Annotated in this window: 27 protein-coding genes; 9 read left to right on the forward strand and 18 right to left on the reverse strand. The window is 68.2% G+C overall.

Going from position 1 to position 22,064, the window contains the following annotated elements; translation table 11 throughout:
- Nucleotides 1–13 precede the first annotated feature (13 nt).
- The 5 genes from K883_RS07900 to K883_RS07920 all read right to left on the reverse strand — a co-directional run bounded on the left by K883_RS07900 (nt 14) and on the right by K883_RS07920 (nt 4,330).
- Nucleotides 14–955 carry a class I SAM-dependent methyltransferase gene (locus tag K883_RS07900; RefSeq protein ID WP_008262053.1) on the reverse strand — a complete coding sequence of 314 codons (942 nt, stop codon included), beginning with the start codon at nt 953–955 and terminating at the stop codon, nt 14–16.
- A gap of 55 nt (nt 956–1,010) precedes the next feature.
- A complete protein-coding gene (locus tag K883_RS07905) occupies nt 1,011–1,643 on the reverse strand; it encodes a TetR/AcrR family transcriptional regulator (RefSeq protein WP_036454159.1) in 633 nt (210 codons plus the stop codon).
- A 2-nt stretch (nt 1,644–1,645) separates the two neighbouring features.
- Nucleotides 1,646–2,629 (reverse strand): pirin family protein, encoded by a 984-nt coding sequence (locus tag K883_RS07910; RefSeq protein WP_036454161.1) that lies wholly within the window; start codon nt 2,627–2,629, stop codon nt 1,646–1,648.
- A 151-nt stretch (nt 2,630–2,780) separates the two neighbouring features.
- The gene (locus K883_RS07915; RefSeq protein WP_020823846.1) at nt 2,781–3,329 is read right to left on the reverse strand and encodes a Dps family protein; all 549 of its coding nucleotides are present in this window, start codon (nt 3,327–3,329) and stop codon (nt 2,781–2,783) included.
- Nucleotides 3,330–3,418: 89 nt separating this feature from the next.
- On the reverse strand, nt 3,419–4,330 hold the full coding sequence (locus tag K883_RS07920; RefSeq protein ID WP_020823847.1) for a DNA-3-methyladenine glycosylase family protein: 912 nt from the start codon (nt 4,328–4,330) through the stop codon (nt 3,419–3,421).
- A 59-nt stretch (nt 4,331–4,389) separates the two neighbouring features.
- Here K883_RS07920 and K883_RS07925 point away from each other — a divergent pair, with 59 nt between their 5' ends.
- Nucleotides 4,390–4,791, forward strand: coding sequence for a nuclear transport factor 2 family protein (locus K883_RS07925; RefSeq protein ID WP_020823848.1), 402 nt, complete (start codon nt 4,390–4,392; stop codon nt 4,789–4,791).
- Here K883_RS07925 and K883_RS07930 read toward each other — a convergent pair.
- From K883_RS07930 to K883_RS07945, 4 genes are all read right to left on the reverse strand, one after another.
- Complete coding sequence (locus tag K883_RS07930) at nt 4,785–5,165, reverse strand: DUF427 domain-containing protein (protein ID WP_009956649.1); 381 nt, start codon at nt 5,163–5,165, stop codon at nt 4,785–4,787. The two genes, K883_RS07925 and K883_RS07930, sit on opposite strands and share 7 nt — an antisense overlap.
- A 50-nt stretch (nt 5,166–5,215) precedes the next feature.
- Complete coding sequence (locus K883_RS07935; RefSeq protein ID WP_008262073.1) at nt 5,216–6,043, reverse strand: class I SAM-dependent methyltransferase; 828 nt, start codon at nt 6,041–6,043, stop codon at nt 5,216–5,218.
- Between the two features lie 78 nt (nt 6,044–6,121).
- A complete protein-coding gene (locus tag K883_RS07940) occupies nt 6,122–7,141 on the reverse strand; it encodes an NAD-dependent epimerase/dehydratase family protein (RefSeq protein WP_020823849.1) in 1,020 nt (339 codons plus the stop codon).
- Nucleotides 7,138–7,644 carry a nuclear transport factor 2 family protein gene (locus K883_RS07945; RefSeq protein ID WP_020823850.1) on the reverse strand — a complete coding sequence of 169 codons (507 nt, stop codon included), beginning with the start codon at nt 7,642–7,644 and terminating at the stop codon, nt 7,138–7,140. Before K883_RS07945 ends, K883_RS07940 begins: the two co-directional genes overlap by 4 nt.
- Before the next feature lie 75 nt (nt 7,645–7,719).
- Here K883_RS07945 and msrA point away from each other — a divergent pair, with 75 nt between their 5' ends.
- Entirely contained in the window at nt 7,720–8,232 is a 513-nt protein-coding gene (gene msrA, locus K883_RS07950; RefSeq protein ID WP_008262080.1) for a peptide-methionine (S)-S-oxide reductase MsrA, read from the forward strand.
- Between the two features lie 15 nt (nt 8,233–8,247).
- Here the strand turns inward: msrA and K883_RS07955 are convergent, their stop codons facing one another.
- The gene (locus tag K883_RS07955; RefSeq protein ID WP_036454164.1) at nt 8,248–9,573 is read right to left on the reverse strand and encodes a cytochrome P450; all 1,326 of its coding nucleotides are present in this window, start codon (nt 9,571–9,573) and stop codon (nt 8,248–8,250) included.
- A gap of 136 nt (nt 9,574–9,709) precedes the next feature.
- Here K883_RS07955 and K883_RS07960 point away from each other — a divergent pair, with 136 nt between their 5' ends.
- Entirely contained in the window at nt 9,710–10,315 is a 606-nt protein-coding gene (locus K883_RS07960; protein ID WP_008262083.1) for a TetR/AcrR family transcriptional regulator, read from the forward strand.
- A gap of 106 nt (nt 10,316–10,421) precedes the next feature.
- On the forward strand, nt 10,422–10,634 hold the full coding sequence (locus K883_RS07965; protein WP_008262084.1) for a TOBE domain-containing protein: 213 nt from the start codon (nt 10,422–10,424) through the stop codon (nt 10,632–10,634).
- A gap of 25 nt (nt 10,635–10,659) precedes the next feature.
- On the opposite strand, the gene K883_RS07970 is transcribed toward K883_RS07965, so the two are convergent.
- Together K883_RS07970 and K883_RS07975 are read right to left on the reverse strand one after the other, a co-directional pair.
- Nucleotides 10,660–11,547 (reverse strand): alpha/beta fold hydrolase, encoded by an 888-nt coding sequence (locus tag K883_RS07970; protein ID WP_008262085.1) that lies wholly within the window; start codon nt 11,545–11,547, stop codon nt 10,660–10,662.
- A gap of 29 nt (nt 11,548–11,576) precedes the next feature.
- On the reverse strand, nt 11,577–12,821 hold the full coding sequence (locus K883_RS07975; protein WP_020823854.1) for a sulfotransferase family protein: 1,245 nt from the start codon (nt 12,819–12,821) through the stop codon (nt 11,577–11,579).
- 28 nt (nt 12,822–12,849) lie between these two features.
- On the opposite strand from K883_RS07975, the gene K883_RS07980 reads away from it, so the two are divergent.
- Both K883_RS07980 and K883_RS07985 read left to right on the forward strand, forming a co-directional pair.
- Nucleotides 12,850–13,425, forward strand: coding sequence for a TetR/AcrR family transcriptional regulator (locus K883_RS07980; protein WP_020823855.1), 576 nt, complete (start codon nt 12,850–12,852; stop codon nt 13,423–13,425).
- Entirely contained in the window at nt 13,422–14,534 is a 1,113-nt protein-coding gene (locus K883_RS07985) for a DUF1214 domain-containing protein (protein ID WP_036454167.1), read from the forward strand. The genes K883_RS07980 and K883_RS07985 overlap by 4 nt, the downstream gene beginning before the upstream one ends.
- A 68-nt stretch (nt 14,535–14,602) precedes the next feature.
- Here K883_RS07985 and K883_RS07990 read toward each other — a convergent pair whose 3' ends face one another.
- Genes K883_RS07990 through K883_RS08005 form a run of 4 tightly spaced genes read right to left on the reverse strand, consistent with a single transcriptional unit; the run spans nt 14,603 to nt 18,455 of the window.
- Nucleotides 14,603–15,661: an LLM class flavin-dependent oxidoreductase gene (locus K883_RS07990; RefSeq protein WP_036454168.1), complete on the reverse strand. Its 1,059-nt coding sequence runs from the start codon at nt 15,659–15,661 to the stop codon at nt 14,603–14,605.
- Entirely contained in the window at nt 15,661–16,185 is a 525-nt protein-coding gene (locus tag K883_RS07995; RefSeq protein WP_197095504.1) for an SRPBCC family protein, read from the reverse strand. The genes K883_RS07990 and K883_RS07995 overlap by 1 nt, the downstream gene beginning before the upstream one ends.
- Before the next feature lie 44 nt (nt 16,186–16,229).
- The gene (locus K883_RS08000) at nt 16,230–17,336 is read right to left on the reverse strand and encodes a fatty acid desaturase family protein (RefSeq protein WP_020823858.1); all 1,107 of its coding nucleotides are present in this window, start codon (nt 17,334–17,336) and stop codon (nt 16,230–16,232) included.
- A 24-nt stretch (nt 17,337–17,360) separates the two neighbouring features.
- Nucleotides 17,361–18,455, reverse strand: a complete 1,095-nt coding sequence (locus K883_RS08005) for a ferredoxin reductase (RefSeq protein WP_020823859.1) — start codon at nt 18,453–18,455, stop codon at nt 17,361–17,363.
- 70 nt (nt 18,456–18,525) lie between these two features.
- On the opposite strand from K883_RS08005, the gene K883_RS08010 reads away from it, so the two are divergent.
- Entirely contained in the window at nt 18,526–19,200 is a 675-nt protein-coding gene (locus K883_RS08010) for a TetR family transcriptional regulator (protein ID WP_008262100.1), read from the forward strand.
- 34 nt (nt 19,201–19,234) lie between these two features.
- On the opposite strand, the gene K883_RS08015 is transcribed toward K883_RS08010, so the two are convergent.
- Both K883_RS08015 and K883_RS08020 read right to left on the reverse strand, forming a co-directional pair.
- Complete coding sequence (locus K883_RS08015) at nt 19,235–19,588, reverse strand: hypothetical protein (protein WP_020823860.1); 354 nt, start codon at nt 19,586–19,588, stop codon at nt 19,235–19,237.
- A 30-nt stretch (nt 19,589–19,618) separates the two neighbouring features.
- Nucleotides 19,619–20,230 (reverse strand): GNAT family N-acetyltransferase, encoded by a 612-nt coding sequence (locus tag K883_RS08020; RefSeq protein ID WP_008262103.1) that lies wholly within the window; start codon nt 20,228–20,230, stop codon nt 19,619–19,621.
- Nucleotides 20,231–20,283: 53 nt separating this feature from the next.
- On the opposite strand from K883_RS08020, the gene K883_RS08025 reads away from it, so the two are divergent.
- Nucleotides 20,284–21,381, forward strand: a complete 1,098-nt coding sequence (locus K883_RS08025; protein WP_085976525.1) for a F420-dependent hydroxymycolic acid dehydrogenase — start codon at nt 20,284–20,286, stop codon at nt 21,379–21,381.
- A 98-nt stretch (nt 21,382–21,479) separates the two neighbouring features.
- Nucleotides 21,480–22,058: a hemerythrin domain-containing protein gene (locus K883_RS08030; protein ID WP_008262113.1), complete on the forward strand. Its 579-nt coding sequence runs from the start codon at nt 21,480–21,482 to the stop codon at nt 22,056–22,058.
- The last annotated feature ends 6 nt before the right edge of the window (nt 22,059–22,064 follow it).

The raw sequence follows: 22,064 nt of genomic DNA on the forward strand, positions 1-22,064 counted from the left end.
GGGCAGGCGAAGGTCAAAAGGCGGTTTCGCCGAGGCGCGCCCGCAGCAACGTGCTGCGCACCGCCTCGTCGGAAAGGTCGTCGGGCACCGCGCGGCCGAGTCGGGCCATCTCCTCGCGGTTGTCCACGGCGTGCACGTGCCAGCCGTGGTCGGAAAGCCACGCGGCGGCGTCCGAGCGGTCCGGCTCGTGGTAGGTCAGCGCCTGGACGTTGACGTCCAGGCCGAGCCGCTCGCGCATCCGCAACCAGCGCTGCGAGTTGCTCCGCGAGTTGATGCCGAACACCTCGATCGCGACCTGGCTGCCGGGCGCGCTGAGCGCGGTCAACATCTCGAACAGCCGGTCCTGGGCGTCGCTGGGCAGGTACGGCAGCAGCCCCTCGGCCAGCCAGGCGGTCGGCTGCGTGCGGTCGAATCCCGCGGCGGCCAACGCGGCCGGCCAATCCTCGCGCAGGTCCGCCGGGACGGGATGGCGGATCGCGGTGGGCACGGCGCCGTGCTGCTGCAGGATGCCCGACTTGTACTGCAGCACCTTGGGCTGGTCGATCTCGTAGACCGTGGTGCCGGTGGGCCAGTCCAGCCGGTAGGCCCTCGAATCCAGGCCCGCGGCCAGAATCACCGCCTGCCGGATCCCGGAACGCACTGCGCCGTCGAAGTATTCGTCGAAGAAGTGGGTGCGCACGGCCTGGTAGTCGATGCCGGTCCGGTGCGCGCGCCGCCCGTGCTGATCGTCGGCGAGCCAGGACAGCTCCGGGTCCGCCAGCCGCGCCCACGCGGGGCCGGCCGACGACACCAGCAGGCGGGCGAACTCGTCACGAATCAGCGGGTCGGCGCCGGCGGTCTCCGCCGCGCGCGACGCGGCGACGCCCAGCGCGGTGGCGCCGACGAGTTCGGTGATGGACCAGCTGTCGCCGGCAGACCGCACGGAAGGCGGCATCGAGGCATCCAGGTCAGTCATATCCCGACCATGGTACCGGGATAAGTTAGTTAGCCTATACGCTTTGTGCGCAACTTCACTCGCGTGGCCGCAACGCACCTTCCAGTAACTGGCGCAGCACCCCGGTGAGGGCCAGGATGGCCTCCGGGCTCTGGATGTAGCCCGCGTACAGGCCCACCCCACAGATGAGCACGAGCTGCGCCTCGACCAATGCCGACGCGTCGAAGTCGCTGACGATCTCCCCGCGCTCGATCGCGTCGGTGACCCAGCGCATCAGGAATTCCCGGGCAATCCGCACGGACTCGTTTTCGGCTCCGGCCAAATCCGGATGCCGCTGAGATTCCAGTACGCCGCTGATTAAAAAGGCGGATCCGGCCGGGTTCTCGGCATTAGCTCGTGTCGCTTCGTAGATGAATGCCGTCAACTGCGCCGCCAGCGTGGACTCTTGCTCGGCTTGTTTGATGCCGACTCCGAGGACGCGTTTGTTCGTCTCGTTAAGAACTTCCCGATACAGGGCGCGCTTGCTCGAAAAGTAATGGTTGATCGCCGGCCGGGTCAGGTCCGCGCGAGAGGCGATGGCCTGGAACGTCGCGCCGTCGTAGCCGCGTTCGCTGAACACCAAACGAGCAGCTTGGATGATTCGTTGCCGGGTCTCGTCCGCCTTCGCCGCAGGCGGACGGCCCGGCCGGCGAGTCCCCCGTGGAAGCATTGCTAGAGTGTGCCACCGCCATGGTGGGGCATTAGCGCATTTGGCGGAATAGCGCCAAATTTTCCGGCTTGATAGTCCTCGAGCGCCTCGATCAATTCCGCGCGGGTGTTCATCACGAAAGGCCCGTAGTGGAATACCGGCTCGCGAATGGGCCGCCCACCCAGAAGCAGGACATCAATGGCGGTCGCGTCGCCCGAATCCCGCCCTCGCTCCGCCCCGACGGTGATCCGGTCGCCGGGGCCCAGGACCGCCAGCTGCCCCTGGTGGATCGGGTGGGCGACCGGCCCGACGTACCCGCTGCCCGACAGCACGTACACGAGCGCGTTGAAGTCGCGCCGCCAGGGGATGTTGAGCCGGGCGCCGTGCTCGACCGTCGAGTGCGCGAGCGTGATCGGCGTGTGTGTGACCCCGGGCCCCCGGTGGCCGTCGATCTCGCCCGCGATGATGCGGATCAGCGCCCCGCCGTCGTCGGACGCCAGCAACGCGGCGTCACCACCCTCGATGGCCTGGTACCGCGGCGGCGCGAACTTGTCCTTTTTCGGCAGGTTCACCCAGAGCTGGACGCCGTGGAACAGGCCGCCGCTGTCGACGAGTTCGGCCGGCGGCGTCTCGATGTGCAGGATGCCCGAGCCGGCGGTCATCCACTGGGTCGCTCCGTCGGTGATCAGGCCGCCGCCGCCGTGGGAGTCCTGGTGCGCGAATTTCCCGTCGAGCATGTAGGTCACCGTTTCGAAGCCGCGGTGCGGGTGCCAGTCGGTGCCCCTGGGTTCGCCGGGCTGATAGTTCACCTCGCCCATCTGGTCCATGTGGACGAAGGGGTCCAGGGCGGCGCTACCGACCCCGGCGAAGGCCCGCACGACGGGGAACCCCTCGCCCTCGTACCCGCGCGGGCCGGTGGTGATCGATCGCACCGGCCGCTCGGTGTCGGCGGGTCCGGGGCCGCGGACGCGCGGCAATGTCAGTGGGTTGGCCGTAACTGCGGGCAATTGACCTCCTCGTAGAGCGGAACTACCCGATATAACCGGACTAGGGTCCACTTATTCCGGGTGGTCGGCACCGCGCGGGGGCCAAGCCGACACGCCATCGCCCCGGCATCGATTTGCCGGGGCGACGGCGCGAAGTGTGCGACTGAGGGTGTCAGGATTTGCTGCGCGCGCTCTTGGCGGCGGACTTTTCGGTGCTCTTGCCCGCGTGGGCGAGCTGACCGCCGGCGCTTTCCAGGTGCGCCCGGACGAACCACTGGAACTTCTCCAGCTGGCCGGCCTGGCCGATCAGCAGGTCCTGGGTCACCTGGTCGAGTTCGTCCGTCTCGTCGATGTATTGGCGGATGTCCTCGATCACGCCGTTGTAGACGAGGTCCAGCGCGGCCAGGTGGGCCTGGACGGTGTCGCGGCCGACCGAATAGTCGTCCCACGAGCGGTCCTTGATGATGGCGCCCGGCGTGCCCTGCGGCGAAGAGCCCAGGGCGGCAATGCGTTCGGCGACATCGTCGGCGAAGCCGCGCACGGCCTCCACCTGCGGGTCGATCATCTCGTGCACGCCGATGAAGTTCGGGCCGACCACGTTCCAGTGAATGTGCTTGAGCGTCAGGTGAAGGTCGTTGTAGGTGCTCAATTGTTTTTGCAGCAGTTCGGTGAGCCGCGCCGCCTGCTTGTCGGTCAATCCCGGAATTGTGAACTGAGTCATCGCGTGTTTCCTAGCTTCCTTCCGTGGGGTTCCCACACACTTTCTTGCCCTGCTGGGTACCCGATGGCGACGCTGAAAAACGCGGCCGATCACAGCGAGTGGATTTGCTGCACGGGCAGGCGCGGGCCACGGCGCGGTTCGTAGGCCAATCCGCTGGCTTCGAGCAGCCGGACCACGCGCTGGCGATGTGGCCGCATCGGCTCCAGCAAGTCGAGCATTCCCGCGTCGTCGACGGGCTCGCCCAGCAGTGTCCAGCCGATCATCTTCGGGATGTGGTAGTCGCCCACCGATACGGCGTCGGCGTCGCCGAAGGCGCGTTGGGCCGTCTCCGCGGCGGTCCATTCCCCCACGCCCGGCAGGGACGTCAACGCCGCACGCGCCTGTGCCGCCGGCCGCGACGTCAACCGCTCCAGCGACGCGGCGCGCTGCGCGCAGGTCACCACCGTTTGCGCGCGCCTCGGGTCGACGTTGGCGCGATGAAACTCCCACGACGGGATGGTTCGCCACCGCTGCGGCGACGGCGCCACCCGCATGCCCTCGGGGGCGGGCCCCGGCGCCGGTGTCCCGTACTTGGTCACCAGCATGCGCCAGGAGCGGAACGCGTCGGCGCCGGGCACCCGCTGCTCGATGATCGCTGGGATCAGCGCCTCGAGCACCAGGCCGGTGCGGCCCAGCCGCAGGTGCGGAACCCGCCGGTGCGCGGCGGCGACCGTCGGATGCCGCGGCACGAAGTCGGAGGCGTCGTCCTCGAGACCCAGCAGGGCGGGCAGCATTTCGACGAACTCTGGCGCGCCGCTGCCCCACGCCACACAGTGCGCGGCGTTGGGGGCCGCGCGGCTGATCCTCGCCGTGACCGGGCCGGTGGGCAGCAGGCTGGTCCGCCAGATCGAGCCGTCGCCGGTCGCGCGGAAGCAGGGATCCGCGGGGCCACGGCGCAGCGGCGACAACGTGTGCCCGAAGCTGGCGGCCCCGGGGAACACGACCGTGCGCGTGCTTTTCACCTGATGACTCTCCGACCGCTCGATTGACCCTGAACTCCGTCCCCAGTCAATATTGCGGTGTGATGACGCCCTTCGATGACCCTCAGGGCGAACTGGCCTGGATGTTTTTGCAGAGCATCAGCGACGGCGGCGATCTGGACGAGGGCTTCGCGTTGCTGCGCGACGACTTCACCTTCTGGACGCTCTACACGCGCACCGCGTGCGACAAGGACACCTTCCGGCGCGCGGTCGAGCGGCGCAAACGAGACCTCGAGCTGGTCATCGACCTGGTGCGCTGCGTCAACGAGGGAGAGACGGTTGTGGTGGAGGCGCAGGCCACCGGCACGACGTCCGACGGCGCCTCCTACGACAGCCCGTTCGTGTGCATCTTCGACACCCGCGCGGGGCTGATCGCCTCGATGCGCCTCTACGGCGACACCCGGGCGACGGCGTCCGCCCTCCCCGGATGGGTCCCCTACTGAGCCGAGACGGTGATGTCGGCCTTGTTCGGGTAGAACGCGACGTGCCCGGCGATCGCGGCGACCGCCGGATACGGCTGCTCGTAGGTCCAGATCACGTCGTCGACGGTGTCACCGGACGAGGTCGTCACGCTGTAATAGCTGGCGTCGCCCTTGAACGGGCAATACGTGCTGGTGTCGGTGCGGGTGAGCCGATCCTGTTGCACGTCGGCGATCGGAATGTATTGCACCGCAGGGATTGTGGCTTCGCGCAGTTCCAGCGCGGCGGTGGTGTCGGCCACCAGCTCGCCATTGACGCGGACCTGCACCCTGCCGTGGGTGGGTTCGATGGTGATCGGGTGCCCCGCGTTCGGCTCCAGGACTTGCCGGTGGGCCATGATCGATACCTCCTACAGACGCCTATTGGGGCTGTAACACCCGGCCGCCGTCAACCCTTCCCGTCCGGCGGGCCGAATGCGTAGCGATGGTACTGAGACATGTTCGCGGCGGCGGGGATCAGCGACATCACCCTTCCCAGGAGTCGGGATGAGCGTGGCAATCGTGCGAAGGTGTCCGACTCGAACCAGCGCTCGCAGGCCAGCAGCCGCACCGCCGGTACGGCCGCGATGATGTCGTCGGGCCCGTTGATTGCCCACCGCAGCGTGGATCCCGACCGTCGCACCACGGAGTTGAGCCATTGCGACTTGATCCCGAGCCAGTTGAACACGTCGAACTGCAGCTCACCCGAGCCGAACCGGTCGACCACCCGGCGCAGCAACGCGGTGCCGTCCTGCTCGGTCAGGTACATGGTCAGCCCCTCCCCGATCATCAGCGTGGGGCGGTCGGTGGGGATTTCGCTCAGCCATGACGGGTCGGTGACCGAGGCGGCGATCACGCGATAGTGATCGCGGCTCGGGTAGAGCTGGGCGCGCAGCGCCGCGACCTCGGGGTAGTCGACGTCGTACCACTGCACGTCCGGACCCGGCTGCACGCGGAAGAACCGGCTGTCCAGTCCGCAGCCCACGTGCAGCACGACCGAGCGCGGGTGCGCCGCAAGGAATTTGCGCGTCCACTCGTCGAAGTGTGCCGAACGGGTAGTGACCGACGGCGCCCGCCGGGCGGTGATGGTGGTCTTCTTCCAGTCGTAGTCGATGCGATCGACGATCTCCTTCGCGTACCGATCACCCAGGATCGGCTTGTCGAAGTCGGCGTCCAGCGCCTTGGCGTAGAACGTCGCCAGCATGGTCTGGGGAGCCCCGGTGAGATCGACGGACACTCGCTCGGTATTCACCCGCTCGAGGCTAGTCCCACGCCCAGCGCCGCGCCGCGTCCTGAACAGCGGTCGGCGTGGCGTTCAGCGGGGAGTCGCGCTCTTACCCTTGGCATTTCGCATGGCGGCCCAGAATCGGGCCGCCTCGCGGATGGACTCCTCGACCGGGCGTGGCCGCCAACCCAATTCGCGGACGGCCTTGCTGTGGTCGACGGGTGCCTCGGCGCGCATCATGCGCACCGACGCGAGGCTGAGCTCGGCGTCCTTGCCGGTGAGCCGGGCTCGCAGGCTGCCCAGGGCGCCCAGGGCGTACAGCACCGGAACGGGGATGCAACGTCGCGGCGGCGGCACGCCGGCCTCGTCGGCCGCGATCCGCACCACCTCGGTCAACGCGATCATTCGCTCGGAGATCAGGTATCGCTCGCCGATGCGGCCGCGCTCGGCGGCCAACAGCATGGCCTCCGCGGCGTCGGTGACGCCGACGACCTCCAGCTGGATGCCGTCCATGGTGAAGGGCAGCTTGCCGAAGACGGCGCCGGCGATGAACGCGCCGTGCGGGGTGCGGCCCCAGTCGCCGCTGCCGTAGGTCGTCGACACGCACATCGCGACCGCGGGCAGCCCGGATTCGGCCACGTAGCGCATCACCAGGTTCTCGGCCTGGACCCGGGATTGGACGTAGTCCGACAACCCGCGGGTGGCGACGATGTCGTCCTCGGTCGCCACGCGCCCGCGCCGCCGGCCGACCGTCGCGTAGGTGCTGGTGAAGACGAACCGGCGCAGGTCGGGTTGTGCGACGGCCACGTCGAGGACGTTGCGCAGCCCCTCGACGTTGGTGCGAAACAGCGGCGAGGTGTCGCGCAGCCAGGCGCGGGTGTCGACGACGCAGTAGTAGACGTCGTCGACCCCGTCCATGGCCTCCCGCAGCACGGCGGTGTCGAACACGTCACCGTGAAACCGGGTGAGCTCGAGGTCGTCGATGGACCGGGTGTTGGCGTTCTCGCGCACCATGGCCCGCACTTCATGGCCCTTGGCGACCAGCTGGCGCGTGACGTGTGAACCCAGAAAGCCGTTGGCGCCGATGACGAGTTTGGGCCTGGCGGTCACTGGGCGCCTCCGTATTGCTCCATGAATTGCGCGCCGGCCTCGTCGAGGGTGCCGAGCTCCTGCGCTTTGCGGCACCACTTCAACGTGGCCTGCACGAAGCGCAGCGGGTTGTAGATGTCTTCCTGCTGACGCCACAGGCCATCACCGGCGTAGGTGATGATCGAGATGTTGGTCGCGCCGATGACCGTGCCGTCACCCGGATCGCGCATCGGGTTGTCGAGTTCCATGATGATGCGCCCGGTGGCCTCGTCGATCACCGACCACAGCGACGGAAACGCGACCATGTGACTGCCGGGGAAGCTGCCCATCGTCGCACTGATCCACTCGCGGACCTCGTCGCGGCCGTGCATGGTGCCCGCCGCGTGTTCGATGTACAAGACGTCGGGTGTGTAGTGCTGGACCCACGCGTCCCAGTCATGCGACTGCGCGGCCGCATCGACGGTCGCTTCGAATTGCTCGAACGCGGCGGCCAGTTCGCTACGGGAGAACTTCGGCGTGCTCATGATTTCGCGGCACCATTGCAGCTCATCGGCGGAGTGTAGCCTGGGCCTCACTGTGGCGGGTGAGGAGGACGAGCGATGACCAACCAGAAAGCGATTCTCGCCGGCGGCTGCTTCTGGGGAATGCAGGAACTGATCCGCAAGCAGCCGGGGGTGGTCTCGACCCGGGTCGGCTACACCGGCGGTGACGTCCCCAACGCGACCTACCGCAACCACGGCACCCACGCCGAGGCCATCGAGATCATCTACGACCCGGCCGTAACCGATTACCGGGCGATCCTGGAGTTTTTCTTCCAGATCCACGACCCGACAACGAAAGACCGCCAGGGCAACGACCGCGGCCCCAGTTACCGGTCGGCGATCTTCTACCTGGACGAGGAGCAGAAGCGGATCGCGCTGGACACCATCGCCGACGTCGAGGCGTCCGGCCTGTGGCCCGGCAAGGTGGTGACCGAGGTCAGCCCGGCCGGCGACTTCTGGGAGGCCGAGCCCGAGCACCAGGACTACCTGCAGCACTATCCGAACGGATACACCTGCCACTTCATCCGCCCGGGCTGGAAGCTGCCGCATCGGGCCGCCTCCAGCCAGTAGCGGTCCCCGGCGAATTCAGCGCCGTCGCACCGTGATCCGGCCGCCGTCCTTCGGGGTGAACGCCACACCGCGGCAATGCCACCGCTCACCGGGCGCATCCGTGGTATCGATTGTCAAGTGGCGCAGCACCGTCCGGAGCACGACGTCCATTTCCATGTTGGCGAACGCCGCGCCGACGCAGCGGCGGGTCCCGCCGCCGAACGGGATCCAGGACAGCGCCGACGGTTTGGTGTCGATGAAGCGTTGCGGGTCGAACCGCCGGGGGTCGGGGAACACGTCGGGGTTGTCGTGTATCTGCGCGATGCCGACGATGATCGAGTAGCCGCGCGGGATCGCCCATTCGCCGAGCCGGTAGGCATCGGGGTAGACGTGGCGACCGGCGAAATCGATCACGGTCCTGGCCCGTTGCACCTCGAGGATCGTCGCCTGGCGCAGCTCGTTGCCGCCGTCACCGGGCCCGTCGGCCTCCTCGACCAGCCTCGCCAACAGCTCGGGGTGCCGGCTGATCCGTTCGAATGCCCACGCCAGCGTGGACGCGGTGGTCTCGTGCCCGGCGGCCAGCAGGGCCAGCAGCTCGTCGCCAATGTCCTTGTGCGACATCGCGGAACCGTCGTCGTAGGTGCTGCGCAACAGCAGCGCCAGCACGTCGGTCCGCTCGGCGAAATCCGGGTCGGCCCGCTCCGCGGCGATCAGCTTCTCGATGACGATGTCGTATTGGCGCCGCCACGTGTCCAACCTGCCCCACGGGCCGAACCGGGGATAGCGCTTCGGCTTCGGCAGCGCCGCAAGACGTGAGCCCAGGGTGACCCACGGCGGGATGAGCCTGCGCAGCTCGTCGAGTTCGGCCCCCTCGGCGCCGAACACCGCGCGCAGGATGGCGTTCAGCGTGATCCGCATCATCGGCGGCAACGTCGCGAATGAGCGGCCCTCCGGCCAGCCGGCCACCTCGCGCAGCGTTTCTTCCTCGATGATGCATTCGTAATTTTTCATGCTCTTGCCGTGAAATGGCGGCGCCAACAGCCGCCGCCGCCGGCGATGGTCGTCGCCCTCGAGTCCGAATACGGAGCCGGGACCGAACAGTCTGCTCAAATTGGGTTGGATGTTGCCGAGTTCGTCTGGGCTGGTGGTGAAGATCTGCTTGGCCAGCTGTGGATCACTGACCATGATGACGCGCCCCCACATCGGCAGCCGCAGCGTGAAGACGTTGCCGTAGCGGCGTGACAGGCGTCGCATCATCATCCGCCGCGACACGGCAAAACCGATGCCCTGCACCAGCTTCGGGCTTCGGACGGCGGGGGGCAAGTGAACCGTGGCCGGCGGGACGGTGGCTAGTTCACTCATGCGTCATTGCTCCCTCTGCCGGGCCGAAGTTGGTACCGCGATGTACCACGGACCTTTCCGAGTACGGTACTCTGCAGTACCAAAGCTGACAAGGTGCGTTTCGAACCGAAAGGGGGTGCCGGCCGTGACCTCAGCGATGACAGCAACGGATGGCGACCCCGCTCTCGACGAGGTCGATCCTTTCCGCCTCCGGCTCCTCGACGGCCTGGCCACGTCGATCACCGAACGCGGCTATCGCGCCAGCACCGTCGCCGACGTCGTCCGTTGCGCGCGCACGTCCAAACGCACCTTCTACGACCACTTCGCGGGCAAGGAAGAGTGCTTCCTCGAGTTGCTGGCCGTCGACATCGAGAAACTGGGCGCGAAGATCGCGGCGTCGGTCGATCCCGACGCCGATTGGCACGCACAAATCCGGCAGGCGGTCGAGGCCTATGTCGGTTACATCGAGGCGCGCCCGGCCATCACGTTGAGCTGGATCCGTGAGTTGCCGTCGCTGGGTGCGGCCGCTCGCCCGGTCCAGCGCCGCGGGTTGCAGCTGTTGACCAGCCTGTTGATCGACCTCAGCGCCAGTCCCGGGTTCCGGCGCGCGAAGCTGCCGCCGTTGACCGCGCCCCTGGCCGTGATCCTGCTGGGCGGTCTGCGGGAGCTGACCGCACTTGCGGTCGAAGACGGAACACCGGTCCGAGAAATCGTGGAACCGGCGGTGGATGCGTCCGTAGCCCTGCTCGGCCCGCGGCATTGAGCGCGTCCGGCGCCGTAAATCGAGGTGTCGCAAGCCATCCCGGGCCCGGCCCGGCGGGGCTAGGCTCACCGCAGACCCCGCCCGTTCTGACATGGAGGATTCTGCGATGCGGCTCTCGACTCGAAACCAGCTCCGGGGAAAGATCACCGAGGTCGAACTCGGCACCGTGATGGCCGTGGTGAAGGTGACGCTCGACGGCGGCGATCAGGTCGTCACGTCGTCGGTCACCAGGGACGCCGCGACCGACCTCGGGCTCAAGGTGGGCCAGCCGGCGACCGTGTTCATCAAATCGACCGAAGTCACCATCGGCGTCGACTAGGTGCGCCGAAAAGCCCGCACCCGGTTTACTTTTCGGCGAGGAAGGCCCGGACCCGATCCAGCACGAGATCGGGTCGCTGGTCGACGATCCAATGGCCGACCCCATCGACCAGTTCGACCTCGAAATCCTTGATGTGGTCGGCATATCCCTCGGTCAGGTCGGCCGTGATCACCGGGTCTTCGGTGCCCGTCAGCCAGCGAACGGGGACGTCGACGCGGGCCCCGTCGTACTCGCCGCGCATCCAGCTCAGCATCTCCCCGGTCTGAAACGACCGGTACCACCGCGACCCCGCCTCGGCGTGGCCGGGCTGCCGCATGCATTCGAGGTACAGCCGCACGTCCTCCTCGGGCAGCGTGTAGCCGCCGCCGACCCATGACCCCAGCAGGCGGAGGAACCGCGGGTTCGACGCGCTGATCACCCGGGGGCCGATGACGGGCAACGAGATTGGGATCTGATACCAGAACCGCCAGACGTTGCGCAGCATCGACGGGGAGCGCTTGACGAACGGCGCCGAGGTGTTCACCCCGAAAAAGCCGGTCACCTTGTCCGGATGGCGCAGCATCATGATGAACGCGGCCGGTCCGCCCCAATCGTGGGCCACCAGCTTGACCGACGCGACGCCCAACCGATCCAGCACCCCGGCCAGGTCGTCGGCCATCTCGTCCTTGCGGTAGCTGGTGCGCGGCGCCGAGCTCCAGCCCGAGCCGCGCAGGTCCGGGCACAACACCCGGTACCCGTCGGCGGCCAGCGGGCCGATCAGCTCGCGCCATTCCCACCAGTTCTGCGGGAAGCCGTGCACCAGCATCACCGCCGGCCCGCTCGCCGGGCCCGCGTCGGCGACGTGGATCGTCACGCCGTTTCCGAGCTCGACGTAGCGGTGTTCGACGCCGTCCAGCGTGGGCATGGTGACCATGTGTTGAGAACGTAGCGGCTCGGAAAGGGTTAGGCCAGAAACCGCTCCACATAGGGCGCGAAGCGCCGGCGCAGGCTGTGCTCGTTCAGGCCGAACATCTCATACGACGTTTCGACGTTGCCCAGGCGTCCGCGCCGGTGGCCCGCCAGGTAGCCGGCGACGGCCTGGCGCGCCTCATCGGTGAAGGGCTCGCCGGCCAGGGCGTAGACGCGCTCGGCCACGCCGAGTTCGTCGGCCATGAAGTCGTCGAACCGGATGTCGACCGAGCGGTCCGGGCCGATGGTGTCGCGGTCGCGCACCAGCGCGCTGAGCATCTGATCGAGGCGGTCGATCCAGGAGTTGGCGATCTGTTCGACCGGCACCGGCGAGCGGTGCATGCGCGCGGAGTAGGTGATCATCGTGATCATCGACAGCGCCACCGGCACCGGATCGCGGTGGGTGAACACGACGATGCTATCGGGGAACACCCGATCCAGCACCGGCACCTGTTCGAGGTGCTGCGGCGACTTGAGCAGCCAGCGCCGCCCCCCGCGCAGGAACTGCATCGCCCGCAGCTGGGTGGCCAGGTATTCGTAGTGCGGCGTCTGGTCGTGGGACTGGTAGTAGTCGCGCCAGCGGGGCACGTCGGCGAGCGTCTCCAGCAGCATCGTGGAGACGTCGTTGGCCAGCAGCTGGATCTCCTCGTGGACGTGGTCGGTGGTCATTTCGTGCATGAGCGCGAAATGCGGCATCACCGTGTTGATCACCCCGACCGCGACGTCCATCCGTGCCCGCCGCGGATCCGGCTGCACGCCAACCTCATTCGGCATCGGGAAGGGCTCGTTGCTTTCCCAGTACGGCATGGTGCGGAAGGTGGGTGGCGCCGCCAGCAGGTTGTGCAGGTGCGTGGTGCCGGTGCGGGGCAGCCCGGCGATCACCACGGGCGAGGTCAGTTCGATGTCGTTGATCTCGGGATGGCGCCGCAGCAGGTCGGCCAGCAGCAGCCGGTTCTTCAGGATCTGCAGCAGCTGCCCGTAGAAGTTGACCGTCCCGGCGCCGTGCAGCCCGTCGATCTCGCGCAGCGCGGCGAGGAAGACGTCGAGCCGTTCGCGGTAGTCGTCGGGCCCGAAATCGTGCAGGCCGGTGTCCGCACTGGCCTGGGCGTGCAGCGCGTCGGCGTCCAACGGGCACTGCGGGGCAATCGCGCTCATCATGTCGAGGATCTGCTGACCCTCGGCGCTGAATCGGGGCGTGGCCAGGTCATCGAGGGAAACGGAGCGAACGGCATCGGTCACGGCGACTTATGTTACTCTAAGTTTCGTAATGGATGGTGATTTTGGCCGGCCCCGTGATCCGCGTATCGACGCCGCGGTGTTGCGCGCGACGGTTGAACTGCTCGCCGAATCGGGTTATCCGGGGCTGTTGGTGTCGGCCATCGCCGAGCGGGCCGGCACCAGCAAGCCCGCGATCTACCGCCGCTGGGCCAGCAAGGCGCATCTGGTGCACGAGGCGGTGTTCCCTATCGGCGCCGGCACCGCCATCCCGGATACCGGCTCGACGTCCGACGGCCTGCGCGAGATGGTGCGCCGCACAATGGTTTTCCTCACCACTCCGTCCGCCCGGGCGGCCCTGCCGGGCCTGATCGGCGAGATGGCCGCGGATCCGAGCCTGCACTCGGCGCTGCTGGAGCGCTTCGCCGGCGTCATCGGTGGCGGGCTGGCCGACTGGCTCGCCGCGGCGGCGGCCCGCGGCGACGTGCGCCCGGAGGTCACCGCCGCGGAACTGGCCGAGACCATCGCCGGCATCACGCTGGTCGCCCTGCTCACCCGCCCCACCGAGCTCGATGACGCGTGGGTCGATCGCACGACACGGTTGCTCCTGAAAGGAATCAGCGCATGACGCACGAATCGACGGTCGCGTGGCAGGACCTGTTGAAAACCCTTGGCGGCCTTGATCGCTCGTTTCTGGAGGGCGACCGCGCGGTCACCGATGACCGGCACATCGCCGACGGCTACCGCATGCTCGCCACCACGCTGGGCGTGGCGTTGGACACCTACCTGTTCCCCGAACCCGATCGGCCGCAATTCGTCGCGGTGAACACGCCGTTCCGCCGCGACCGCCGCTGGGGCGGGGACAACACCGACGCCTACTACCACATCTGCCCGGTCGACCCGGCGCGCCGCTACCGCATCAGCGGGAACAAGGGTGACAGCGTGTACTTTTCGGTCACCGCCTACAACGAGCCGACGCTCGGGGCGTGGTCGGACCGGGTGGTCGCGATCTTCCGCGACACCGACCTCGACGTCGACGCCGACGGCAACTTCTCCTTCGAATTCCCGCCGACGGCCGACGCGGCCGTGTTGATGACCCGCGACTATCAGGCCGACCCCCTGACCGGGCGCCCGGTTGTCTGGCTGATCGAGGCGCTCGACGAGCCGGCGCCGATCCGCCACGGTGACGCCGAGACGGCGGCGCGCCTGCGCGCGGTCACGACGTGGCTGCAAACCATGTTCGCCATCGTACCGCTGGCCGTCGGCAACCGGGTCGACGATACGCACGCCCTCGGGCACGAAACCGCCCACGCCGCAAACACGTTCGCCGAGCCCTACCAGGTGCCGGACGCCAACTTCGGCTGGTCGGCGCGCGACGCCTGCTACTCGTATGGCAGTTTCGTGCTCGACGAGGACGAGGCGCTGGTGATCACGCATCGCCCGCCGGCGTGCAGGTTCTGGAACATGGTGGTGTGGAACCAGTTCATGGCCACCTACGGCGCGGCGGAGGGCCCCGACGCGCGCTGCTCGATCAACGGCCACAGCGCCGTCGCCAACAGTGACGGCTCGGTGACGATCGTGCTGTCCGGGGCGAAGACCGCGCACCCGAATTCCCTGACCACGCTGGGCTATCCGCGCGGCAACCTGGCCTTCCGGTGGTTCCTCGCCGACGGCGTGCCGCAGCGGCCGGAGGTGAAGCTCGTCAAGGCGGCCGACGCGCCGACGACGACCAGCTGAACCGCCGAGCGTGTAACGAGGGCGAAAAACGCGCGAAAAACCCGCCACCAGTGCACGTTCGGCGGCCGTCAAGAATCCGAAGCCGCGCGGACCAGCTCGATGGCCCGGCCCAGCGTCTCGAGCTTGGCGTCCAGCGTGTCGCCCGCGGGATAGAGCCGCACGGTGTTCACGCCGGCGTCGCGCCACACCGCGAGGCGCGCGGACACCATCTCCTCGGTCCCGATCAGCGTGGTCGCCAGCACCATCTCGTCGGTCACCAGCGTGGCCGCGCCGTCGCGGTCGCCGCGCTGCCAGCGCTCGCGCACCTCGGCGGCGACCTCGGCCCAGCCCTGCCGGCCGTAGGCCCGGTTGTAGAAGTTCGTGCTCGACGATCCCATGCCGCCGAGGCTGAACGCGAGCTCCTTCTTGCGGCCCGCGACCATGCCCCGCAACTCGCCTTCGTCGGCGGCGAAGGCGACCTCGGCTCCCTGGCAGATGTCGATGTCGGCCCGGGCGCGGCCGGCGGCCGCCAGGCCGTCGTCAAGGTGGCGGAAATAGGCGTCCTCGGCGCCTTCCGGGACAAAGCTGGTGCCCAACCACCCGTCGGCGACCCGCCCGGTCAACCGCAGCATCGCCGGTGACAGCGTGGCCAAGTAGATCGGGATCGGGTGCTGCGGCCGCGTCGACAACCGCATCGGCACCGCCTCGCCGCCGGGGCGGGGAAGCTCGAATTCCTTACCGGTGTAAGAGATCTTTGCGCCCGCGAACGCCCGCCGGATGATGTCGATGGTTTCGGAGGTGCGCGCCAGCGGCCGGTCGAACGAGACGCCGTGCAGGCCCTCGATCACCTGCGGGCCCGAGGCGCCCAACCCGAGCAGGAACCGCCCGTTCGACAGATTGGCGAGCGTGATCGCGGTCTGGGCGATCAGGACGGGCGAGCGGGTACCGACCTGAAACACGCCGGATCCCAGGAGCATCCGCTCGGTGCGGGCGGCGAGGTAGCCCAGCGCCGACGCCGCGTCCGCGCCCCACGCCTCGGCCACCCAACACACATCGAGGCCCAGCTTTTCCGCCTCGACCGCGAGCGCCACCGCCTGCCCGGCGTCGTCCCCGGTACCGGAGAACTCCACCGTGGTGGCGGTCCGCATCACCGCACTCCGTGCTCGGCCAGCCGTTTGATCGAGGCCAGGGTCTTTCCGATCGCGGCCTCGAACTCCCGCATCCGCACGAACACGATCTTCTGTTCCTTGTCGGGCATCGAGTCGATCGCGGTCGACAACCCCGAACGTCCCGGCCCCATCTGCATCCAGTAGTTCAGGGCCGTGCCGCCGTCGCGGGGCGCCAGCCGGAATCGCCAAATCGAGGCCGGGTTATCGGGACCGCCGACGGCCCAGGCGAATTCGCGTGGCTCGTCGCACGCGACGATCTCAGACGTGGTGCTCCACTGCCCGAACGCCTCGTGCTCGTTGTGTCCGACGAAGCGGGCGCCGACCCGCGGGCCGTCCGATCCCTCGGCCCACTCCACGGCCTGGAGCTCGTTGCTGACCGCGGGCATCAGCTCGATATCGCAGACCAGGCTCCAGACCCGCTGCGGGTCGGCGTCGATCCACGTCGAGGCCTCCACCGTCGGGGTGTCCGCGTAGCGCGCGCCGGTCCATTCCACGGACCTCATTGTCCCCCTCGTCCGGCGCAAGGCAATGCGTGGACGGCACCGAGTTACGCGGCGACCGGCTCGCGGGCGGCGGGCGCGTCGGCGCCGCCCTTCGGTCGCCAGCTGTCCGGGAAGGTCAGCCTGACGATCTTGCGGACGACGGTGCCGAACTGCCGCAGCAGCGGACCGCGGTTGTACGGGATGCCGTAGCGCTCGCAGATCTCCTGCACCTCGGGCGCGATCTCCGCGTAGCGGCGGGCCGGCATGTCCGGGAACAGGTGGTGCTCGATCTGGTGGGAGAGGTTGCCGGAGAGCAGATGAAAGAGCCGGCCGCCGGTGAGGTTCGCCGAGCCGAGGACCTGGCGGAAGTACCACATGCCGCGCGACTCGTCCCGGGTTTCCTCGACGGTGAATTCCTGTGTGCCGTCGGGGAAGTGGCCGCAGAAGATGATCATGTACGACCACACGTTGCGCATCAGGTTGGCCGTGAGGTTGCCGGTGAAGACGAACGGCGCGAACGGGCCGGCCAGCAGCGGGAAGGCGACGTAGTCCTTGAGCGTCTGCCGCCGGGTCTTGCGCCAGATGGCGCGCAGCACCTCGCGCTTGTCCTCGAGGCGGATCTCGCCGGAGCGGATCCGCTCGGTTTCCAGTTCGTGCAGCGCGACGCCGTACTGGAACAGCACCATCAGCAGGAAGGCATACAGCGGGTTGCCCAGGAAGTACGGCTGCCAGCGCTGGTCCTCGCTCATCCGCAGGATCCCGTAGCCGATGTCGCGGTCCATTCCCACGATGTTGGTGTGGGTGTGGTGCATGTAGTTGTGCGAGTGCCGCCATTGATCGGCCGGGCACGCGGTGTCCCACTCGAAAGTGCGGCCGGAGATCGCCGGGTCACGCATCCAGTCGTACTGGCCGTGCATGATGTTGTGGCCGATCTCCATGTTGTCCAGGATTTTGGCGATGCCGAGCATGCCGGTGCCCAGCAGCCACGCGGGCGGCAGGAACAGCAGCACGCGCCCGCCGACCTCCAGCGCACGCTGGGTCTTGATGACGCGGCGAATGTAGTCGGCGTCCTTTTCGCCGAGGTCCGCCATCACGCGCTCTTTGATGGCGTCGAGCTCGCGGCCGAAATTTTCGGCCTGCTCGGGTGTCAGGGTGATCTTGTTGGGTGTCATGGCTTTTCCTCTCAAGTCCGTTGTCTACAGCGAGACGTCCACGTCACCGACCGGAACGGACACGCAGATCTGCACGTCCTCATCGGGTGCGGTCGAGACCGCGCCGGTGACCAGGTTGCGCACGGTGCCGGCGGTTTTGCGCCGCGTGCAGGTGTGACAGATGCCCATCCGGCACCCGTTTTCCGGGGACAGGCCGGCGGATTCGGCCTGTTCCAGCAGCGGGCGTCCGTCGTCGACGACGTCAACGCCGCTGTCGGAGAACGTGACTCGCCCTCCTGACGGGTTAGCCGGTGTTTCGAAGGCCGGAGGGACGAAGCTTTCGGTGTACACGGTGTCGCAGTGCTCCCGCACGGACTCGACCAAAGCCGTTGGGCCGCAGACGAATACCGCGTCGGGTGAGGGCATCGCGGCGGCCAGGTGTTCCGGGCCGAAGCGTCCGGCCAGGTCGCCGCCGTCGGCGCGGGTGTAACCGTGCAGCACCCGCACCGACGGCAGCGCGGCCAGCTCGTCGCGGTAGCACGCCTCGGCGGGCGTGCGGGCGTAGTGGACGAAGGCGATCTCGCCGCGATGCCCCTGGGCTACCAGGGTGCGCAGCATCGCCATCACCGGGGTGATCCCGCTCCCCCCGGAGACGAACAGGATCCGCCGGGGCCGCGGCCCGGGCAGCGTGAAGTCGCCGCCGGCGCCGGCCAGACCGACCACCATGCCGGGACGGGCGTGTTCGTACAGATGGTTCGAGACCAGCCCTCCCTCGTGGCGGCCGATGGTCAGCTCGAGGGTGGCCGCCCCTTCGGCGTTGGCCGGGGAATAGCAGCGGGTGTGGCGGCGCCCGTCGATCTCGACGGTCAGGTTGACGTACTGGCCGGCCCGGACCGTGTGGGTGGCCAGGAAGGTGTCGTTGGGTGTCAGGGTGAGCGTGACGCTGCGGGGTGTGGTCCGGCGCACGTCGGTCACCTTGGCGCGGGCGTCGCCCAGCGTCCATGTCGGTGCGACGAGCTCGGTGTAGCGGTCGACGCCGTGCGGACCGGTCAGCAGGTCTAGGAGCTCCGAACCCAACACGCGCTGCCGGAACGTCCGCGCGAGGACCCGGCCAGAAGCTTGAGCGTTTTGAGTGAACATATGTACACCGTGCGGCCGCAACGGCCGGGTAGTCAAGGGTTTACTGGCCCGATGTGGTAGGGTTCACACAGTGAACAGCCGTACTCCTAGCTCACGGGCGCGCGGCTCCGGACGCGAACGCTCGCGGGAAAGCCAGTCGCGCGAGGAGCGCAAGGAGGCGACGCGGCGCGCCATCATCGCCGCGGCGCTCAAGCTCTTGCAGGACCGCAGCTTTTCCAGCCTGAGCCTGCGCGAGGTGACCCGCGAGGTCGGGATCGTGCCGGCGGCGTTTTACCGCCACTTCGAATCGATGGAGGCGCTCGGCCTGGTCCTGATCGACGAGTCGTTTCGCAGCCTGCGTGACACCTTGCGCGACGCCCGCGCCGGCAAGCTCGACCCGAACCGGGTCATCGAGTCGTCCGTCGAGATCCTGGTCGCCAGCGTGGCCGACCGGCGCGAGCACTGGAGGCTGATCGGTCGCGAGCGCAACAGCGGCCTGTCCGTGCTGCGCTACGCCATTCGCACCGAGATCCGGCTGATCACGTCCGAGCTGGCCACCGACCTGGCGCGTTTCCCCGGTTTGAACAAGTGGACCACCGAGGATCTCAACGTGCTGGCGACCCTGTTCGTCAACGCCATGATCGTCATCGCGGAGGCCATCGAGGATTCGCAGAGCGCGGAGGCGACCGAGGACATCCGCCGGCTCGCGGTCAAGCAGTTGCGGATGATCGCGACCGGCATCGCCGGGTGGCAGAGCACTCCCTGATCACATCGGCTGCAGTAAACAGGCGAGCACTGACTTACTCGTCGACCACGTCGTAGAGCGAATCACCGTCTTCCGGGGTGCCGTCGATCTGGCCGCGATGCGCGCGCCGCGGCCCGTCGTCCACGGGCTCGATGTCATCGGGCACATCGGGCTCCTCGGCGGCCAGCCGGTCGTCGAGGGATTCGCCCTCCCGTTCTTCTCTCGCCGTCACACCGAAACGGTTGGCCTCGCTCCAGCCCTCTGGGGGATCGACGACGATGTCGCCGTCGTCGTTGCGCAGTTCGTCGGAGTCGGTTCCTTCGCTCGCGTTCAGGGTGTCGCCCGGTCCGCCCTCCTCGGGAAAGTCGGCGGGATCGACCAGATCGTCGGCTTGGGGGTTCTCGCTCATGCCAAAACGGTTGCCCGCCGGATTGGGTGACTAAACGGCCCGCGGCGCCCGCCACATCGCCCACATCGTCGGGCCGCCGTCGGGCAGCACGATCTCGCGGGTGACGGTGAAGCCGAAACGCTCGTAGTACGGGACGTTTTCGAATTTGGTCGATTCGAGGTAGGCCGGACAGTATTCGGCGTCGCAGCGGTCCAGCCGCGACCTCATCAGGGCTTGACCGAATCCCTGGCCACGGACCGCCGGGTCGCTGCCGATGACCGCCAGATACCAGTGCGGTTCCTCGGGGTGCACGCTCTTCATCAATTCCTGGACCGCGCGGCCGCGCATCGAGCGCAGACCGAACACCCGCAGGAACGTGGGCGTCATCGCCAGCTGCGCACCGGGCGTCTCCTGCCACTGGCCGGGCGGATCCCACAGCGCCGCAGCGCCGATGCCCGAATCCTCGGTGGCCACCTCCACGCCGCCGCGGCCCAGGTGATGGTGGCGGGTCATCGTCGCGAACAGCCGGCTCAGGCCCGCGGTGCGCTTGTCCGCCTCGGGCATCAGCCAGACCATCACCGGGTCGTCGTAGAACGCGCGGGCCAGCGTGCGCGACAGCTCGCGGACGTCGGCCTTGAGCGCCGGGCGGACGTGCGGGGTCATCCACGTCACGCTAGTGGGTGTTGAGGTGATGCGGCGCGGGTATGCCGACCCGGGTGACCGGCATGTCGCGGCGAGCGTTCGGGCGGGTGGCCGTCGGCGCGGGCATGCTCGGGTCCGTCGGGCTGTCGGACGGCTGCACGACACCGGGCACCGACCACGCCACGTCCGCCGGTCCGCCACCGCCGTCGGGCAGGGGCGTGGGGTTCGTGCTGTCCCACGAGCAGTTCCGCACCGACCGGCTGGTGGCGCAGGCCCAGGCGGCCGAAGAGGCCGGCTTCCACCACGTGTGGGCCAGCGACCACATTCAGCCCTGGCAGGACAACCAGGGCCATTCGATGTTCCCGTGGCTCACGCTGGCGCTGGTCGGCAGCGCCACCAGCCGGATCTCGTTCGGCACCGGGGTGACCTGCCCGACCTACCGCTACCACCCCGCCACGGTCGCCCACGCCTTCGCCTCGCTGGCAATCCTCAACCCGGGCAGGGTGTTCCTGGGCGTCGGCACCGGTGAACGGCTCAACGAACAGGCCACCACCAACGCCTACGGCGACTACGCGGAGCGCCATGACCGGCTGGTCGAAGCGATCGACCTGATCCGCCGGTTGTGGAGCGGATCGCGAATCTCCTTCTCGGGGAGATACTTTCAGACGAACTCGTTGAAGCTTTACGACGTGCCGGCCACCCCGCCGCCGATCTTCGTGGCGGCCGGCGGCCCGAAGAGCGCGAAACTGGCCGGGCAGCACGGGGACGGCTGGATCACCCAGGCCCACGATGTGACGGACCCAAAACTGTTGGCGGCCTTCGGTTCCGGAGCGCAGGCCGCCGGGCGGGATGTCGCCACGTTGGGTAAACGCGCCGAACTGTTCGCGGTCGTCGGCGGCAATGCCGAGGCGGCCCGCGCCGCTACGCTGTGGCGTTTCACGGCCGGCGCCGTCGACCAGCCCAATCCCGTCGAGATCCAGCGCGCGGCCGAGTCCAACCCCGTCGACAAGGTGTTGGCCGGCTGGACCGTCGGCACCGACGCGGCCCCGCACATCAGCGCCGTGCAGCGGGTGCTCGACGCCGGGGCCGTGCCCTTCCTGCACTTTCCCCAAGACGACCCCATCACCGCCATCGACTTCTACCGCACCGATGTCCTGCCGAAGTTGCGCTGAGCGACCTTCGGCGCGCAGTCGTTTCGAAGCTGTTTCGAAGCCCCGGGCCCGGGTATCCGCACCCAACTTCGAGGGACAGCCCAATGGGAAGGCAAAGCATGGACGCAATCACTTTTCTCCGTCAGGACCACAAGAGCGTGCTCGGTCTGTTGGAGACGCTCGACGGCGCGCCGTCGGGCCCCGGCGAGCAGGCGAGCGGCCTGGAAACCATGGTGAACAACCTCATCATCGCCGAATCCCAGCACGAAGCGATTGAGGAACAATTCTTTTGGCCGGCCGTGCGCGACGCGATCGGCGATGGACTCGTCGACAAGGCGATCGAGCAGGAGCAGGCCGGAAAGAAGCTGCTGCAACGTCTCGAGGACGGTAAACCCGGTGAGCCGGACTACCACGAGGCGCTGCAGGAGTTCGTCAAGGCGGGCCGCGAACACATCGCCTACGAACAGAATGAGGTGTGGCCCCAAGTCGAAACGGTGCTCAGCCGTGAGGAGTTGGAGAAGATCGGCGAAAAGCTGGAAGCGGCAAAGAAGATCGCTCCGACCCGGCCGCACCCCGATACCCCACCCAACCCGGCCGTGCTCAAGACGATGGGGATGGGCGCGGCGATCGTCGACCACGTCCGGGACGCGGTGACCGGCCGCGGGAAGGACAATCCGCCGGATCCGCAGATGCACTGACACGGC

It is taken from the genome of Mycobacterium sp. TKK-01-0059 (assembly GCF_000709305.1).
In the GTDB taxonomy this organism is placed as follows: Bacteria; Actinomycetota; Actinomycetes; order Mycobacteriales; family Mycobacteriaceae; genus Mycobacterium; species Mycobacterium intracellulare.